We start from the raw sequence: 17,159 nt of genomic DNA on the forward strand, positions 1-17,159 counted from the left end.
ATTTTCATCATTAATCCTGTTTTTGTTTGATATCACGCATTAAAGTATCCATTAAAAAGCTTACATCGTTTTTCAGCTTAGTTTCATCATGGAAATTTTTACATTCGAATGAAAAAGTATGTTCATCTTTAGTCATGAAAATAATTTTGTTAATATTGTCATTATTGATTGTTTTGTATTCGAGAGTTGTCATATTTTCACAGTTGATTTCAATCGAAGAGTATTCGGTTGAAGTGATGTTTTCATTGTTTTTAAAATTATCTGTTCTTTTAACAATTTCAGAACTGATTAAATTTCCTTTACCCACATCCTTAATGACTATATGCTCATTGGTCTGTTTGTTTATTGCATCCATATAAGTGTTCCCGTCGCCAGCCACATTGTAATCGGGAGGCAATGTAACTATAAACTTGTTTACATGAACATTAGCACTTCCCAATGTTGTTGAACTATCAACAATGTAAAATAAACATGCAAAACCAATGATTGCTATTATTAAGATATATATCCATCGTTTATCCATTTTAAAACCTATTTTTTCTTTTTAGCTTTTTTTATATCTCGTTTAGCACCCTTTAAATATGCATCGCAGACTTCTTCAGCATCTCCTTCCATTTTGATTTTACCATTTTCAAGCCAAATACATTTGTCGCATATTTTTCTGATTTGATTAATTGAGTGTGAAACTAATAATACTGTTACTCCTTCTTCCATCATTGAATTAATTTTATCCGCACTTTTTTTCTTGAACTTAATGTCTCCGACAGATAATATTTCGTCAATGATTAGAATATCTGGATTGATGAGTGTAGCTATTGAAAAACCTAATTTGGATCTCATACCTGAAGAATAATTTTTAATCGGGTAATTAATGAATTCTCCAAGTTCTGAAAATTCAACGATTTCATCATATTTTTCCTTAAGGAAATTCTCATCAAGGCTTAACATAGCTCCATTCAAATAAATGTTGTTTTTACCAGTATAATTTTTATCGAAACCGGCACCTAATTCAAGTAATGGTGCAATTTTTCCATAAGTTTTTATTGAACCGGAGGTAGGCTCATAAATTCCGGACATTATTTTTAACAATGTACTTTTTCCAGCACCGTTAAATCCTAAAATTCCAAGTTTGTCTCCTTTATAAACTTTAAATGATATGTCGTCAAGAACTTTAATCTTTTTCTGTTCTTCCTTATTTCGTTTAATTGTTCTTATAATAAATTCTTTTAAAGTATCGATTTTATCTTTAGTAACTTTAAATTCCATGCTGAGGTGTTCTACATCAATAACAAGTTCCAGGTCAATTTCTCTGTCAAACATCTGTAGTTCACTTGTTCTGGATACTTCATCATATTGTGAACTGCCTTCATACTCTGCTAAAACATCATATATTCCTTTTTTTAAACCTTTAATTTTTATTCTTGCATAACCTTTATGATCTGTAGTAGCAGTATATACATTATCATCAATGGTGAACTTTATTTTTTCATTTTCTAGTGGGACAAAATCTTTTCCGCGTAATCTGGCATAAAATGAACCTTCATTATTCACATACATGCTCATGTTTGGAAGTTCCATGGTGGTGAATCTGTCAGTTTTTTGTTTGGCCTTACGTGTTGGATGGTTTCTTAGAACTTTCAAAGTTCTATAAATGATTTGGGAATAATCTCCATTAGGATAGGTAATCTCCACATCATGGATTCCAGGTTCCAAATCGTTAGGGATTTTTATGATTCCTTTTTCACTAGTAGTGTATTTTCTGGTTTCATCGTCAATATTGACAGAAATTGTTTCGTTTATGATAGGGTTGCTGTCTTTATCTACTGCATCTATATAAAAAGCTGTTTTTTCTCCATAAATTAATGTTTTGGACGGTGCAAATAGAATCATATCATCATATTTCCATTCAACGGGTGGAAGAATCTTCTTTTCTGATCCTATCTTTTTATTTTCATCTTTTTTGAAAATATTTTTAATTTTTGACAAAATGCTCATAATAAACCCGCCCTATAGTTCTAAAGCTAATTTTTTATTGTACATGCTAAATAATATTATTCCAATAGCCAATGTCACTACTCCAAAGACGCCTAAATAGGCTAAAGTATACATATTCGGAATGGTTCCATAGACGACACATTCTCTGAATGAAACTACTGCTGAATATATTGGATTCAATGTAAATATTTTCTGGACTGTAACAGGAACGATTTCCATTGGATAGAACAATGCAGATGCGTACATTAAAATCAATGAAAATACATTATATAAATGCCCGACATCAGTGAAATAAGTGTTACAGACTGCTAAAATTAATCCTATTCCAAATATTAAAATTACAAGTAAAGCTAATGGCACAACAGCAAATAAGATAGTTATATGGAATTGTGCTCCTGTAACAAACATTACTCCGAATAAAATTACAAATGATATTAAAAAATTGATAAATTCGTAACATACTTTACTTACTGTAAACATGTATTTTGGAACGTAAATCTTTTTAAGAATGGATGCATTTCCTTTAATGGATTTCATTGCACCTGTTGTTGCAGATTTATAAAAATCATAAATAAGCCTACCTGACAAATAATAAACCGGATAGTTTTCAATTTGACGACCAAAAAGCATGGAGAAAATTGCAGTAAATACAATCATAATCAATAGAGGATTAAGAAAACTCCAAACTATTCCCAATACTGAATCTTTATATTTTGAAGTTAAATCCCTTTTAACTAACTGTTTTAATAAAAATTTTCTCTCAGCGAATGTATCAAACATTTTAAACCCTTGAATTATCTATTTTCTACGTTTTTCAAATTCTTCAAAGACTTCGTCCAGTTCTATTCCTTTGTAAACTAAAATGAGTAAAGTATGGAAAATTAAATCTACAGATTCGTGTACAAGATTTTCATCATTTTTAGCTGCAAGCAATACTTCTCCTGCTTCTTCAGCGATTTTTTCAAGAATTTTATCTTCAGCTTTTTTATCGCTGTCCTGCATGATTTTGGAAGTGTATGAATCGATTGGATTGTCCCTTCTGGATTCTAAGACTTCATAAACTTCTCTTATAACTTTTTCACTTGCCATATCAGTCACCATCTTTACCTTCTTGATCTTGCATGCTTTCTGTAAGTGCGATTAATGGATGTTTGTCATCATCAATAATTTCGATATCATCGAATGTTTTAATTCCAGCTTTATCAGCTGTTTTTTCCATTCCTAATCTGATATCCTGTCCTAAATCAATAACATAAGAGTCTACAGTTTCATATCCTCTTTGTGCAGATGCCACTGCCCTGTGATGTCCGTCTACAAGAATCCATCTGTTTCCGGTTTTAACAACGATTGCAGGTTCAGCCAATCCTTTTTCTAATTCATATGCTCTTCCTTCAAGTTCATCAGCATAAACTCTGTCCTGTGTTGGTCTTAATTTATTGGTTTCAACAGGCATATGTTTCAGGGTAGTGTGGATGCCGTATAACTGTTCCAATGTCTTTTTGAAGTATTCCACTTTATTTGGAGTTGACCTTTCAATATGGGATCTTACCATATCAGTATTGGTAATAATTCCAACAAGTTTTCCTTCTTCGTCAACTACAGGCATTCTTGAGATTCCTCTTCTGAACATGACTCTTGACGCATCATTAATTGATAAATTCTGATTTGCCACAACTAATTTAGTGGTCATTATTCCGGACACTGTGTCATGCCATTTTTTAGCAACAATATCGAATGCTGTTACCATTCCCACAAGTTTACCGTTTTTGACTACTGGATAACTGTTGTGGTGACTTTCTTTCATTAAATCAATAATGTGGTCTGTAGGTGTGTCTGGAGAAACACTAATAACATTTTTAGTCATATAATCTTTTACAAAAGATTTTTTTCCAGCCATTTTATCACCTATTCGATGTTTTCTTTTAAAAGTTTTACAGTTTCACCAGGATCAGCTTTTCCACGAGTTAATCTCATTACTTGTCCTACTAAGAAGTTTATTGAAGCTGTTTGACCTGATAAGTAATCGTTTACAGCTTTTGGATTTTCATCAATAGCCTGTTTTACTGCTGCTAGGATTTCATCATCTTTAACAACACCAAGCAATCCTAATTCTTCTGCAATTGCTTTAGGTGATTTATCATTGTTTGGCATTTGTTCGATGATTCTTTGACCTGCTTTAACGGTTATTTCTTTTGATTGAATCATGCTTAATAATTCAACAATGTTTTCAACACTAATTTCACTGCTTGCGAAATCCAATTTGTTATAAGTTAAAACCCTTTTGAGTTCATCTCTCATCCATTTAGCTGCGAATATTGGGTCAATCTCTTTAACAACTTCTTCATATGCAATAGCTAAATCCAATTCGGAAGTTAAAACTTTTGCACTTTCTTCATCAATGTTATAATCTTTAACAAATCTTTTTACTTTATTGTGAGGAGCTTCAGGCATGCTGTCTAAAACTTTTTGTATAGTTTCATCAGAAATTTGCATTGGAGGTAAATCTGGATCAGTAATGAATCTATAATCATCTGCATCTTCTTTTAATCTCATTGCAGTTGTAATCATTTGACTTTCGACATATGCACGAGTTTCCTGTTTGGTTTCAACTCCTCTTTCCAAGTTTCTTTTTTGTCTGTTACGTTCAAAGATTAAAGCTCTGTAAGCACCTTTAATGGAGTTAACGTTTTTCATTTCTACTCTGTTTCCTCCATTAATGGAAATGTTTACGTCAGCTCTCATGGTACCTTCACCACGAGCTCCGCCACTGTATTGTAAAACACGAATTAATTCATTTAAGAAGTTTCTTGCTTCTTCTGGGGATTTTATATCCGGTTCGGTAACAATTTCAACCAATGGAATTCCTGAACGGTTGAAGTTGACAGTACCTCTGTCAGGTTTAAATTGGCCAGGGTCTTCTTCAACGTGAATTTCCCTAATTCTAATTCCATTCAATTCACCGTTGATTCCAATAGGAACTGAAGTTCTCTGATAACCGGATGGTAAATCAGGATAATCGTAATGTTTTCTCATGAAGTAGGTAACACCTTGATCAATTTCACAGTTTAACATTAAAGCTATCATTAAAGCATTTTCCAATGCTTTTTCATTTGTAGGGTGTGGTTTTGCTCCAGGTTGGTTTAAACAAACTGGACAAATATTTGAGTTTATAGGCGCTTCCTGATAATTTGTTGGACAGTCACAGAATAATTTTGATTCGGTTTCTAGTTGTACGTGGATTTCAAGTCCACACATCATATCGACATCATCACTAATAATAATTCCTCCATATGCATATTTTTTATATTATATTAATATTTGTAATATGCAACTTATAAAGATTTTTGAAAATATGGAGTATAATAAAAATTAGTATTTGTTTTTCAAAGATTCTTTAACATATCTTTTTATGAATTTGTCAAGTTCGGGATTGACTTCACTTTTTTGAGGACCTAACATATTTTTATCGGTAAATGTTCCCTTCAAGTCTCTTCCCGCCCATTTAACTTCTTCTTCAACTCTTTTACCATATTTTGTTGCAAACATCTTGAACAGTGGGAATTTGGTTATTCCATTTGCACCGCTTAAAATTAGTATTCCTATATTTGCAAGATTGTCTATCCAAGTTCCGCAGATTATCTCAATGTCCGGAAATGCCAATCTTACTTGGGCAACAACCTGCGCATAATAAAGGGATGCAGGCTGTGAAGAATTTGCATAAACGGTTTCTTTGTGAGGATTCAATGAATAAAATATTACCCTATCTATATTATGGTCTTTGATGTAATCTATAAGGTAGTCAACATCATCTAAGGTTTCTCCTAATCCTAAAATAATTGTTATTGCTTTTTTAAAGCCTAAATCTCCTGCGACATCTAACATATTGCTTATGTCATCTAATTTTTTTGAAGGACATACTTTTTCGTGAATTTCAGGATTTGCTACTTCTATTGCGCCTGTGATTCCTTTTATTTCTGAACCATATTCATTTAATTCATCTGTAATTCCTGTATTTAGCCAAACGCCATCTCCTGTAATGTCTTTTATGTCTGTGGCAATTTGTTTAATTTCTTGTGTGGTGAATGACTTGTATCCTCCAGATAAAAATTCAATGTTCCAATCTAATCGTCTGCACATTTCAGCTTCTGCAAGAATGTTGTTGATATTTCTTCTGGCTTTTGTCGGATCTTTTATTTTATTTTTTTGTGTGGACATGTAGCAAAAAGCACAATCTCCCTTGTCACACCACCAGGATAAGAACACCGCCCTTTCAAGAGTTATTAGATTTCCATGCTTTTTTAAAGTAACGTCATTAGCATTTTTTATCAAGTCAAATATGTTAGAATCCATATTTGTATATAAGTTTCTTAAAGTTTATATAATTTGAATAGAAAATTTATAATGGTTTACAATACTTATTTTTATATTTCAGGAATTTTTCAGGGGTGATTATTTCATCAATGTTTAGTTCTTTTTCTATCTTCTTCAAATCCTCAAGTGATAAAATTTTCAAGCATTTCTTAATATTTATTCGTTTTAATATTTTTTTTGTGAATGGTCGTTTAGAATCAAGAAAAGCAATATTTTTAAGGAAGTTTTTTACTAATTGACTATTTAAAATCAACATTGAGATGTATGCTTCATCAAAATCATCAAAAGATAGATAATAACAAGTATTATCTAACATTGCTGGTTTTTCACTATAAATTAATGAAAATTTTGGATCTTTTTTAAAATTTGAAATTGCTACTTTATATTTTTTAAATGAGTAATCTCCAATACCAAAAATGCTGAAATTAGGAGTATTTTTGTACATTTTACTTTTTCGTTTGTTAAAAAAATCTTTATTTTTATTTAAGTAGTCCCAGGTTTTAGGCAATTTTGTTTTAATGTAACTAGTGTCTTGCTTTAGTTTTTGTTGAGTAATTATTATATACATTGAAGTTTTATTAACGATTGGTTTTTTAAGATTTCTGCTCTTAAACAAGGGGTATAAAAGATTATCCTCAATTAAAACAGTTTCATCAAGGTTATTTTTAAATTGGTTATTTTCATTAGTTAATTCTATAATTTTAGCGCAGTCATGTTTAATTCCTTCTTGCCATATCATTTCACATGGTCCATCAATATCAATGATATCTTGAATATTTGAAGAAGAATTCCTTGATTCAAAACTTAATTTATATAATATTTTTTCAGGGTCTGAAAAGTCTGAAACTTCACATATGTTATCTTTTAATCGTTTTTTTCCAAATTGCAGTATAAATAAACAAGCTTCGTCTTCAAGTTTAAAATATTTCGAATAACTGAAATTTATTTGTTTAACAAAATTATAAGAGATATTATTTTTTATTACTTCTTTAAAAACTTTTTTACTCACTTTTCTTTTACATATGAATGCAATAGTTGTTTTCGTGTTTTTAAATTCATCAATTATTTTTAGGATTATCTCCTTTGAAATATCAAAATTGTTTGTTTTAGGAATATTAATGTATGGAGTATCTGTTTTGATGTTTTTTGAGTTTAATTCTGAAATTTTTACATTTGCTGACCATGGAAGATTCCCAAGGATTAGATAGGAATCATTTTTATTTATCATGTTGAAATTAAATTTAAAAATATCTTCATTAATCAAATTAATATTTTTAATAGAATTATCAACTAAATTTAATTTTTCTTTATCAATTTCAATTCCATATATTTGTTTATAATGAAAAACACGTGCCGCACTTTTTAAAAAATTTCCAATTCCACAAGTTGGGTCAATAATTATAGTGGGGTTTATTTCCAATTTTTTTAAATAATCACACACAGTATCAGTAAAAAATAATGGTGTTTGATACTCAGATAATTCTTTTTCATTGTATTTTTCATTAGTATAAATTCCTCCAAAGCTATTTTTTAACTTAAAAATTTGATTATATTTTATTCGCCATTGGAATGCATTAGAAATTGTTAGATATCCTTGTTTAGGAGGTGTGGATAAGATTTTTCTTGCTAGTTTTATTAAAATTTCTTTATCGCCCAGACCTTCCTGTTCGTCTAAAATTTCAACAATGTCTGATTCTTTTGCACCGAGTTCAATCATTTTACGTAATATTTTAGTTAGATTATAATCTCCGCTCTTTTCTGCTTCAATAAATATGCAATGTTTAAAACCCAGATAACAGTTATTAGATGTATCTATCTTTTTATAAACAAAAATAAGTAAGTTATATCCTAAACCATAAATTTTTTGCTCAATATTTTTAAATGGTGATGAATTTTGAGGTTTTGTGACAGAAGTTACTTTGATATCAGTATTTATATGAGGATCAGGTAAATCAACTCCTTTTGCGCTTGATCCTATTGTAACTTCATATTTGTTTTTAAGATATTCTTCAAATTTATGTTCTATATAGGTTCCAATTGCTTTGCCGTCAGTAATTCCTAACAAATCTTCATGAGAAATAGTACTTTCATATTTACAAAAGTTAATTGCCTCTTCTTTAAGTAGGTTGATGGTTAATTTCATTCTTTGTCTCCATTTTGTTAGTTGAAGATTTTTTAGAATGCAAATGGTGTGTTATGGTTTAAAGGATTATTTAGTTCTTTATATGTTTGGTTATACATGCTAAAAAACTTTATAAATTTAATATGTCTGTAGTATTATAAATTTATTTCTCCTAACAAATTTTCAGATTAACTTCTTAAAGTTTATATAGTAGTTTGTAATAAATTAATTTATAGATTTTGTAAATTTTGTTTAAAAATTACAAAAAACCAAAAGCTTTATATATAAGTAAAACTAAACTTATTATTACTGTTTAAAGTCTTTTGATTTTTAATCATGGGTTTTATTTGGTTAAGTTAGATGGGTGTCTCATGCCATCGTAGCTCAGTAGGTAGAGCGTTCGGCTGTTAACCGATTGGTCACAGGTTCGAGCCCTGTCGATGGCGCTTTTGGGCCCATAGCTTAGCCAGGTAGAGCGTCCGGCTCATAACCGGAAGGTCATGGGTTCGAAGCCCATTGGGCCCATGTTAAAATTATTTGTATTCGTTGCTCCGGTGGTGTAGTCCGGCCAATCATTTCGGCCTTTCGAGCCGAAGACTCGGGTTCGAATCCCGGCCGGAGCATTTATAAAAATTTGTTAAGATTTTTCATGGTTTCTACGTATCCTTTGTTTTTTATTTAAGCGGGGGTGCCCGAGAGGCCAAAGGGGACAGGCTTAGGACCTGTTGACACAGGTCTTCCAGGGTTCGAATCCCTGCTCCCGCACTTTAACAACTTTTTATATTAATTATTTATATCTGCCGGGGTAGGGTAGGTGGTCATCCTCCAGGACTGTGGATCCTGGGACTCGGGTTCGAATCTCGGCTCCGGCCTTATTTATAAAACTATTTTTATATTACTTTTCAAATGCTCTCGCATATTTTTTAAATACTATTTTAAATAATATTTTCATATAGAAATTTTGAGTGTTAATATGGCTAAAAAAGGATCTGCTGAAGAAAGAGATTTGGTTCATAAATTATGGGATAGGAATTTTGCCGCTATGAGGGCTCCTGCTTCTGGCGGTGCTACTAAAAATCCATTGCCTGATGTTGTTGCGGGAAATGGTAAGATTTATCTGGCTATTGAAGTAAAGACAACTACCAAAGATAAGGTATATATTGAAGAGGCGCAAATTTCAGCATTGTGTGACTTTTCAAAAATTTTCGGTGCAAAGCCATATATTGGTGTTCGTTTTAAATATACTAAATGGTTATTTTTAGAGCCTGAAAATACTCCTAGAACCAGAAACGGTAATTATAAGGTTGAAAAGGATTATGCGTTGGAAAAAGGTTTGGAAATAGATGAAATAGCTGGTATCGATAAACAAATGAAATTTGAATAAATGGTAATGTTTATATATCATTAAAATATATTTATTATTGTATGTTATATGTGGGGTTATGGTGTAACCTGGCATCATCTGGGACTCCAGTTGTCTTTGAAGAAATATACGCGTAACTGAACAGTATCCGTTGTGATGATCAATTGGAGTACTGAGGCAAGAGAAATCCCAGGATCGGGGTTCAAATCCCTGTGACCCCATTTTCATATTAAACTTTTTTTCAAAACTTTTAATTACTTTCTTAATTATATTATTTTTCATGTCAGATATTGTTTTTATATTGGGATTTAATTATGATTCAAATTGCTATTTGATTAATAAAAATATTTTGGTAGATACTGGAGCTGGCCAAAATAAGGATTATTTATTCTCTAAACTTCGTGAAAATGGTGTTGAACCTGAAGACATTGAACTGGTTGTAAATACTCACTGTCATTTTGACCATATTGGGGGAAACTATCTATTTCCTAATGCAAAAATTGCAGTTCACAGGTTGGATGCAGTTTCAATTAAAAATAAGGATACGTTGGGAACTTCAATGTCTGCTTTTGGTGATGAAGGCAATTCAAGAGTTGATATAGAACTAGAAGACGGTGATGAAATAGCTGATTTTAAAGTAATTCACACTCCTGGACATACAAGTGGAGGAATCTGCTTATGGGACGGTGAAAATCTTATAAGCGGAGACACTATCTTTGCAGGCGGCGGAGTTGGCAGAATGGATATCGGCGGCGATTATGCTGATATGAAAAATAGTGTTGAAAAGCTATTAAAATTGGATGTTAAAAATATCTACCCCGGACATGGTCCAATAGTAGAAAATAATGGAAAAGACCATATTAAATTGTCTTATTCCTATTTATAATTTCTTTTTTATTTTTCTAATTTTTTGGAAACCTTTTTGAATGTTCCTCTTTTAACCACGACTGAAATTTTTTCGCCACGTGAAATAACGTCATCAGGCTGTGGAATTACAAATTTTCCGTTTTGATATGTGGCAATTATAATAAAGTCTTTAGTAGGGGAAATGTCTTTAAATCGTTTTCCGACAACTTTGTCATTTGTAATTGTCATTTCTTTAATTTCAGCATCTCCTTCTCCAAGTGTAGTCAATGTGGATACATTCGGATTCATTACATATTGTGCAAGTTCTCTTGCTGCGCTTATCTCTGGACTTATTACCTTGTCAATTCCGACTTCTTTAAATGCTTCTTCGTGGTCAGGGTTACTTACACGAGCAATAATGTTTGGAACATCAAATTTTCTGACTAATATGCATGAAAGCAAGTTCGCTTCATCATTTCCAGTTGTTGCTATGAAATAATCTGCATCTTCAATATTGGTTTCTTCAAGCAACTTTGAATTTGTACCATTTCCATGAATAACAAGAGCATCAAGTTCTGATGCAACATCATTGCATAATGATTCATCGTTTTCAATCAAAGTAATATCCGCTCCAGATTCAATTAAAATATTGGCAAGAGCAAGTCCTACACGACCTCCTCCCATAATAATTCCATACATTAAACCACCTCGCTACAATTAATAATCATTATTTAGTATTATCTAAATATAAACTTATCTTTTAAAAATTTCAAATCCTGCTCTTAAAGTAATCAATACAGGATATATTTCCAACCTTCCGGTCCACATGTCAAACATGCTGACCACTTTTAATATAGGATTTAGGGTGTGGTTTATAACTCCAAGTTCCAAACCATTGTTACCCTGCAGTGACATTGCAGCAAACAGGCTTCTGAATGGATCATATCCGAATAAACAGAATAAAGCCCATGTAAACATTATGAACATCATGTAAAGTGTAATGTAGTTTCCTGCCTGCGATATTGCCTTTTCAGGAATTTTATGTCCATGTAACTTCACAGGCACAACCCTTCCTTCAGGGGACAATATCTCTCGGATGTGTCTGTAAATTCCTTTAAAAAATGTAATCATTCTTACAAGTTTTATAGCACCTACTGTGGATCCGTTTGAACCTCCTGTAATCATAAGGCACATGATACATATTATTACAAATGACGGCCATCTTGCCATGGTCAACGGTGATGCAACACTGGCTCCTGTGGTGGTTATGGCTGAAACAACGGTAAACAGCAAATCTATTGGAACAATGTTTGACAATAGATAAAGCATGAATGTTACTGTCGCAATAACTGTAATTATAATTTTAAACTGTAAATCTTGAATCAGGGATTTTCCTCTTGTTTTAATAACGTTGTAGTGCACTAAAAAGCTGGTTGCACCAAGAATCATTAAAACAATTGAAATGAAATAAATCAAATCGTCATTATAGTATCCCATATTTGCATTTTTAATGCTCATTCCGCCTGTTGAAATGATACTGAAAGTGTTACAGATGGAATCAAAAGCAGGCATTCCGGCCAATAGGTATAGGATTATTCCTGCAATAGTATATATTGCATAAATTTGCAGTGTCTTTTCCAGTGTGGTTTTAATACTTGGTTTAATTCTCTCATCTCTTGCTTCGGAGTGATATAATTTTGATGATACTGACCCGGGTTTTGTTAAGATACCAACTACCATAACAACAACTCCCAAACCACCAATCCATTGTTCTAAGGCTCTAAAAAATAGTATACTGTGAGGTAAAATTTCAACATCTTCAAACATTGTTATTCCGGTCCCGGTTAATGCTGACATACTTTCAAATATGGCATCGATAGGGGGCATGTGTGTCGCAAGCATAAAAACAAGTCCTCCGATAATACTTGCCCACAGCCATGCAAATGATGAAATCATCATCCCATGTTTAAGCCGTATGGTTTTTTTGGCTCTGTCTTCCAAATATTTCACAAGACCATAACCCAATAATATTGAAATCGCACCTGGAATAACAAAACTAATCAAATCAAATTCAAAATAAACTAAATCAAATATTAATGGTATCAGACACATCATTCCGATTCCAATCATAATATAACCGGAATTTTTTGCCACTATCAATAAATCTGTTTTAGTTATATACCTCATACATATCTAATATTATTAAAATATCTATATAAATTTATAAGTATTATGAAATTACATATTTTAAAATAATAGTTGATAATATGGATTGTAAAACAATTATTTTATTAGGAATAAGTCTGCTTATATTGGCCGTAATGTTATGGTTTGTAGGGATAGACAATGTTATTAATGCTTTAAAAGTTGCAAATGTGACTATTATTGCTTTAGCGGTCGTTACTCAATTGGTAACTTATGTGTTATACACTTTAAGGTGGAAAATCCTTAACAATCTTGCAGGCATGAACGTTGGAGTTAAAAAGTTACTGCCTATGGTATTGGTGGGTCTTGCTGTAAATAACATAACTCCTTCCGGACGTGGTGGGGGAGAGCCTGTAAGGGCATACCTTTTGTCCAAGGATAATGATGATTATCATTTTGAAGAGACATTTGCAACTGTTGTTGCAGATAGGGCTCTGGATACTTTTCCTTTTGTTGTTCTGGCCGCAATCACAATTGCTTCAATGGCATTGTTTTTTAACTTTCCATTATGGTTGCTTGTGGTAATGGTCATTGCAGTCATAGCTATTGTTGCAGTTTTGGTGATTTTAATTTACATGTGCATTAATCCTAGTTTTGGAGGCCGTGTTGAAGGATGGATTGTAGGTCTTGTAAGAAGGTTCTATAAGAAAAACTCCGAAAAATTGGAATCTCAAATTCATGATGCCATATTCGGATTCCAGGGGACTATGAAAATATTGATTTCAAATAAAAAGGGATTGGTAGTTACAGTCGCATTATCTTTTATTATATGGATTTTTGAAATCCTTAGGGTTTATTTGGTCTTCTTGGCATTCGGCGCTAACGTTAATTTGATAGTAATTGGTGAAGTATTCATCCTTGCTTGTTTAGTTGGTATGATTCCTCTTCTTCCAGGGGGAATTGGTGCAATAGACAGTGTAATGATTATATTTTATTCCGCTGCAGGAATATCCGCTTCCGTAAGTGCTGCGGCTACAGTTATAGAAAGATTGATTTCATATTGGATGCCTACCATTATCGGTTTGGTTATTTTACCTTATTTCGGATCTTCTGTTTTGGATAAGGTATCATTCGGTTCTTCTTCAGAAGAGATTGAAGAATCAATAGCGGAAGACATTGAAGAGTAATCTTCAATTATTTCATACTTTCTTTTTTTTAAATTTTTTCGTAAAACGATATTCGATGTAAATAGAAAACTTTATTTTAATAATAAGATATACTTTTAAATGTTATAGAATTAGATTAATTTATAATTTTAATCTGATTTTCAACGAACTTAATGGTGAAAAAATGGAAATTAATGGCGTAAAAATACAAGATACCTTTGCTGAAGGTTTCGGAATTAAAGTATCTAGATTAATTATTACTGCTGCTACTAAACATTTAGCTAAAATTGCAGCTACTGAAGCTACCGGATTTGCTACTTCAGTTATCGGATGTCCTGCAGAAGCAGGTATCGACCAATATGTTCCTCCAACTGAAACTCCAGATGGAAGACCAGGTTATGCAATCATGATTTGCCACATGTCTAAAAAAGCTTTAGGCGGACAAATTATGGACAGAATCGGTCAATGTGTTTTAACCGCTCCTACTGCAGCAGCATTCAATGCTCTTGAAAGTGAAGAAGCATTCCCAACTGGAAAACAACTCAAATTCTTCGGTGACGGATTCGAAACTGAAAAAGAAGTAAACGGTAAAAAAATGCACGTAATTCCTATCATGTCTGGTGACTTTTTAGTAGAAGATGAAATGGGATGGAAAGATGGAGTAGCTGGTGGAAACTTCTTCATTATGGCTGACAGTCAAATGGCTTCTATTGTTGCAGCTGAAGCTGCTGTTGATGCTATTCACGCTGTTGCTGGTGTAATTACTCCGTTCTCTGGTGGTATGGTTGCTTCTGGTTCCAAAACAGGTTCCAAATACTCATTCATGAGCGCATCTACCAACGAAAAAGAATGTGTAACCTTAAAAGATCAAGTTGACACTGAATTACCAGAAAATGTATTTGGTAACATGGAAATCGTTATTGACGGTGTAGATGAAGAATCCGTCAAAGCTGCTATGAAAGCAGGTATTGAAGCTGCTTGCCAGGTACCTGGTGTTCTTGAAATCGGTGCTGGTAACTACGGCGGAAGCTTAGGACCTTACCAAATCCACTTACAAGAATTATTCTAGAGAGAATTCACATTCTCTTTTTTTTACTTTTTTTTTACTTTTTTTAATTTCATTTATCTAATGTTCACTAATTAATAATATATTTTTATAATTGATGTTGTACAAACAATTAAGTGTGTATAATAATTTAAATTATTGAGTATATTGGTGATTATGTGTCATATTTTAGGAAATTCTTAAATATTGCTTTAATATCTTTAATTTTCATTGTTTGCTTGAATATGGTTTCAGCTCAGGAAAATGCAACAGATACTATTCAGGATGAATTGATTCCATCTCCTGAATTTGAAGATGAAATAACTGTCTTTGACGATGATTTTGAAAATTCCACTCAGGCTGTCACTCAATTGAAAATAAATTGTTCTGATTCGTATTATAAGGAAAATAATAACATCATAAGTTATCTTAAAGATATAAATGGAACACCCATCAAAAATAAACAGCTAAACGTATTTCTTGATGGAAAACAGTTCAATAAGACTACAGATAATTCAGGAAAAATTTCAATATCCTGCAATTTGAAACCTAATACATATAAATTATCAGTAAAATTCAATGGTGATGAAAATTTCACAGCCAGTGAGGCAAGCTCAACCATTAAAATCAAAAAAACTCCATTAGCTATCAAAATGAGTAATTACAATACTTATGTTGATTCTGATCTGTTTTTTAAAGTGAAAGTTTACAATAAAATTACTGGAAAAACAGTGTCCGGAATTAAAATTAAATTTAAAGTTTATTCCACAAAAACTAAAAAATACTATTATTATTATGCAACAACCAATGAAAAAGGAATTGCCACTTTAAATAAGAATTTTAGGGTAGGCACCTATAAAATTTCTGCAAACGTTCATGACTCTAAAAATAAGAAGTATATCTCTTATAAAGTTTCAAAAAACAAAGTAACCATGAAAGTTAAGCCTACTGCGGAAACAGGATGTTGCTCCTTTTATCTTCAGGTAAGTTCAGCTGAAAGTGTGGCAGGATTTAGAAGGGATGCCACCAACGCACTTAACATTTATATCAAACATGTTAAATGGCATGGACGAACTGCAATAAAACAGTATAAATTGGGTTATTCCGATTTCTTCCATTCAATTACCACTTCGGATGGATGGATGGTAGGTACCGGGGGAATCGATAATCCTGGAATTAACAGAGCTATAGAAAAACTTGCAGGCAGCATGGTAAAAGAAAATAAAATTAAAAAATCCACCTTAAAAAAGATTCAAAACTATGAAAGACGTCTGGGCCTGGGTCATTTTTCAATTAAAGCGCCTGATGGCAGATATGCAGTAGTCTGGTTAAACGGATTTTGGACAGGTAAACTGAAATCCGGAGAATATATAAGCGTTCCCAATCTGATGTCCTGTTATCGTCATGGAACTTATGCAAAGTTCAGTTCCGATCCTGTTAAAGCGGCTGTTAAAGTAGGTGCTACCGATTCATTTGGAGTTAATAGAAGAGACATCACGGTATTTCACTGGAAAGCAACAACAAACTCCAATTATAAGACCACTTCTGTATTAAAGACTTATGCTTCAAATGACAATGGTAAACTTGTTGGAAGATCCACTGCCGGTTTAAAAGACCATATCTATTATAAAAACAAGTTTGTAAGCAAGTATAGTCTTCCTAGCAGTCCTAACATGAAATTTTTAGGAACCCATAAGTTTGGAAACATAGATAAACTTATTAAAACTCCGACAATAGTTAAAGCTCCTAATGTTTCCCATCAGTTCAATAAAACCAAATACTTTAAGGTCACTGTAAAAAATAAAAAGACCAACAATGTTGTTTCCAATATCAAAATTAAGATTAAGATTTCCAATGTAAATAAAACCAGATGGATTACTCTTAAAACTGATAAAAATGGTATAGCTAAATGGGATACAAAGAAATTGGCGGTTGGAAGTTATGATGTTGTAGTTTCTCCGGCTAACAACAAATATCTGATTTCTGCCAAAAGTAAAATTATAATCAAAGAGTAATGTCCTGCATTACTTAATATTTTTTTTTCAACGAATTTCAAATAGTGCTATTTTTTATAATATTTATAACAAAGTGTAATTTATAGATGCA

14 protein-coding genes, 6 tRNA genes and 1 pseudogene are annotated in these 17,159 nt (G+C 32.2%); 11 read left to right on the plus strand and 10 right to left on the minus strand.

Features of this window, described 5'->3' with window-relative positions; translation table 11 throughout:
- Positions 1–10: 10 nt before the first annotated feature.
- From E7Z81_RS00085 to E7Z81_RS00120, 8 genes and pseudogenes are all read right to left on the minus strand, one after another.
- Complete coding sequence (locus E7Z81_RS00085; RefSeq protein ID WP_292742660.1) at positions 11–523, minus strand: hypothetical protein; 513 nt, start codon at positions 521–523, stop codon at positions 11–13.
- An 8-nt stretch (positions 524–531) separates the two neighbouring features.
- Positions 532–1,296 (minus strand): annotated as a pseudogene (locus tag E7Z81_RS12050) (ABC transporter ATP-binding protein); the annotation flags it as partial.
- Between the two features lie 711 nt (positions 1,297–2,007).
- Positions 2,008–2,775 (minus strand): ABC transporter permease, encoded by a 768-nt coding sequence (locus E7Z81_RS00095; protein ID WP_292742664.1) that lies wholly within the window; start codon positions 2,773–2,775, stop codon positions 2,008–2,010.
- An 18-nt stretch (positions 2,776–2,793) separates the two neighbouring features.
- Positions 2,794–3,084, minus strand: a complete 291-nt coding sequence (gene hisE / locus E7Z81_RS00100) for a phosphoribosyl-ATP diphosphatase (RefSeq protein WP_292742667.1) — start codon at positions 3,082–3,084, stop codon at positions 2,794–2,796.
- A gap of 1 nt (position 3,085) precedes the next feature.
- Positions 3,086–3,892, minus strand: a complete 807-nt coding sequence (locus E7Z81_RS00105; RefSeq protein WP_292742670.1) for a CBS domain-containing protein — start codon at positions 3,890–3,892, stop codon at positions 3,086–3,088.
- 8 nt (positions 3,893–3,900) lie between these two features.
- Complete coding sequence (gene gatB, locus E7Z81_RS00110) at positions 3,901–5,253, minus strand: Asp-tRNA(Asn)/Glu-tRNA(Gln) amidotransferase subunit GatB (protein ID WP_292742672.1); 1,353 nt, start codon at positions 5,251–5,253, stop codon at positions 3,901–3,903.
- 111 nt (positions 5,254–5,364) lie between these two features.
- A complete protein-coding gene (locus tag E7Z81_RS00115) occupies positions 5,365–6,345 on the minus strand; it encodes a radical SAM protein (RefSeq protein WP_292742674.1) in 981 nt (326 codons plus the stop codon).
- A gap of 46 nt (positions 6,346–6,391) precedes the next feature.
- Positions 6,392–8,509, minus strand: a complete 2,118-nt coding sequence (locus E7Z81_RS00120) for a hypothetical protein (RefSeq protein WP_292742677.1) — start codon at positions 8,507–8,509, stop codon at positions 6,392–6,394.
- Positions 8,510–8,861: 352 nt separating this feature from the next.
- On the opposite strand from E7Z81_RS00120, the gene E7Z81_RS00125 reads away from it, so the two are divergent.
- The 8 genes from E7Z81_RS00125 (at position 8,862) to E7Z81_RS00160 (ending at position 10,737) form a co-directional block, all read left to right on the plus strand.
- Positions 8,862–8,934 (plus strand) — tRNA-Asn (locus tag E7Z81_RS00125).
- 5 nt (positions 8,935–8,939) lie between these two features.
- Positions 8,940–9,013 (plus strand) — tRNA-Ile (locus E7Z81_RS00130).
- Positions 9,014–9,036: 23 nt separating this feature from the next.
- Positions 9,037–9,111, plus strand: a tRNA-Glu gene (locus tag E7Z81_RS00135).
- A gap of 59 nt (positions 9,112–9,170) precedes the next feature.
- Positions 9,171–9,253: transfer RNA gene (locus E7Z81_RS00140), tRNA-Leu, on the plus strand.
- A 34-nt stretch (positions 9,254–9,287) separates the two neighbouring features.
- Positions 9,288–9,360 (plus strand) — tRNA-His (locus E7Z81_RS00145).
- 101 nt (positions 9,361–9,461) lie between these two features.
- Positions 9,462–9,872, plus strand: coding sequence for a Holliday junction resolvase Hjc (hjc, locus tag E7Z81_RS00150; RefSeq protein WP_292742684.1), 411 nt, complete (start codon positions 9,462–9,464; stop codon positions 9,870–9,872).
- A gap of 52 nt (positions 9,873–9,924) precedes the next feature.
- A tRNA-Trp gene (locus E7Z81_RS00155) sits at positions 9,925–10,072 on the plus strand.
- A 59-nt stretch (positions 10,073–10,131) separates the two neighbouring features.
- A complete protein-coding gene (locus E7Z81_RS00160; protein ID WP_292742686.1) occupies positions 10,132–10,737 on the plus strand; it encodes an MBL fold metallo-hydrolase in 606 nt (201 codons plus the stop codon).
- 8 nt (positions 10,738–10,745) lie between these two features.
- Here the strand turns inward: E7Z81_RS00160 and E7Z81_RS00165 are convergent, their stop codons facing one another.
- A complete protein-coding gene (locus tag E7Z81_RS00165; RefSeq protein ID WP_292742688.1) occupies positions 10,746–11,396 on the minus strand; it encodes a TrkA family potassium uptake protein in 651 nt (216 codons plus the stop codon).
- A gap of 54 nt (positions 11,397–11,450) precedes the next feature.
- Positions 11,451–12,884, minus strand: a complete 1,434-nt coding sequence (locus tag E7Z81_RS00170; protein WP_292742690.1) for a TrkH family potassium uptake protein — start codon at positions 12,882–12,884, stop codon at positions 11,451–11,453.
- An 80-nt stretch (positions 12,885–12,964) separates the two neighbouring features.
- On the opposite strand from E7Z81_RS00170, the gene E7Z81_RS00175 reads away from it, so the two are divergent.
- From E7Z81_RS00175 to E7Z81_RS00185, 3 genes are all read left to right on the plus strand, one after another.
- Complete coding sequence (locus tag E7Z81_RS00175; protein WP_292742692.1) at positions 12,965–14,029, plus strand: UPF0104 family protein; 1,065 nt, start codon at positions 12,965–12,967, stop codon at positions 14,027–14,029.
- A gap of 163 nt (positions 14,030–14,192) precedes the next feature.
- Positions 14,193–15,077: a formylmethanofuran--tetrahydromethanopterin N-formyltransferase gene (gene fhcD / locus E7Z81_RS00180; protein ID WP_292742694.1), complete on the plus strand. Its 885-nt coding sequence runs from the start codon at positions 14,193–14,195 to the stop codon at positions 15,075–15,077.
- A gap of 155 nt (positions 15,078–15,232) precedes the next feature.
- Positions 15,233–17,068 carry a hypothetical protein gene (locus E7Z81_RS00185; protein ID WP_292742696.1) on the plus strand — a complete coding sequence of 612 codons (1,836 nt, stop codon included), beginning with the start codon at positions 15,233–15,235 and terminating at the stop codon, positions 17,066–17,068.
- The last annotated feature ends 91 nt before the right edge of the window (positions 17,069–17,159 follow it).

The sequence above is a fragment of the Methanobrevibacter sp. genome (genome assembly GCF_015062935.1).
Taxonomy (GTDB): Archaea; Methanobacteriota; Methanobacteria; order Methanobacteriales; family Methanobacteriaceae; genus Methanocatella.

What these genes read in the sequence shown, in the direction of transcription:
- E7Z81_RS00175 (WP_292742692.1), top strand. Translation starts at nt 12,965, where the DNA reads ATGGATTGTAAAACAATTATTTTATTAGGAATAAGTCTGCTTATATTG.
- hisE (WP_292742667.1), bottom strand. Translation starts at nt 3,084, where the DNA reads ATGGCAAGTGAAAAAGTTATAAGAGAAGTTTATGAAGTCTTAGAATCC.
- hjc (WP_292742684.1), top strand. Translation starts at nt 9,462, where the DNA reads ATGGCTAAAAAAGGATCTGCTGAAGAAAGAGATTTGGTTCATAAATTA.
- E7Z81_RS00170 (WP_292742690.1), bottom strand. Translation starts at nt 12,884, where the DNA reads ATGAGGTATATAACTAAAACAGATTTATTGATAGTGGCAAAAAATTCC.
- fhcD (WP_292742694.1), top strand. Translation starts at nt 14,193, where the DNA reads ATGGAAATTAATGGCGTAAAAATACAAGATACCTTTGCTGAAGGTTTC.
- E7Z81_RS00115 (WP_292742674.1), bottom strand. Translation starts at nt 6,345, where the DNA reads ATGGATTCTAACATATTTGACTTGATAAAAAATGCTAATGACGTTACT.
- E7Z81_RS00160 (WP_292742686.1), top strand. Translation starts at nt 10,132, where the DNA reads ATGTCAGATATTGTTTTTATATTGGGATTTAATTATGATTCAAATTGC.
- E7Z81_RS00120 (WP_292742677.1), bottom strand. Translation starts at nt 8,509, where the DNA reads ATGAAATTAACCATCAACCTACTTAAAGAAGAGGCAATTAACTTTTGT.
- E7Z81_RS00085 (WP_292742660.1), bottom strand. Translation starts at nt 523, where the DNA reads ATGGATAAACGATGGATATATATCTTAATAATAGCAATCATTGGTTTT.
- gatB (WP_292742672.1), bottom strand. Translation starts at nt 5,253, where the DNA reads ATGATGTGTGGACTTGAAATCCACGTACAACTAGAAACCGAATCAAAA.
- E7Z81_RS00165 (WP_292742688.1), bottom strand. Translation starts at nt 11,396, where the DNA reads ATGTATGGAATTATTATGGGAGGAGGTCGTGTAGGACTTGCTCTTGCC.
- E7Z81_RS00095 (WP_292742664.1), bottom strand. Translation starts at nt 2,775, where the DNA reads ATGTTTGATACATTCGCTGAGAGAAAATTTTTATTAAAACAGTTAGTT.
- E7Z81_RS00105 (WP_292742670.1), bottom strand. Translation starts at nt 3,892, where the DNA reads ATGGCTGGAAAAAAATCTTTTGTAAAAGATTATATGACTAAAAATGTT.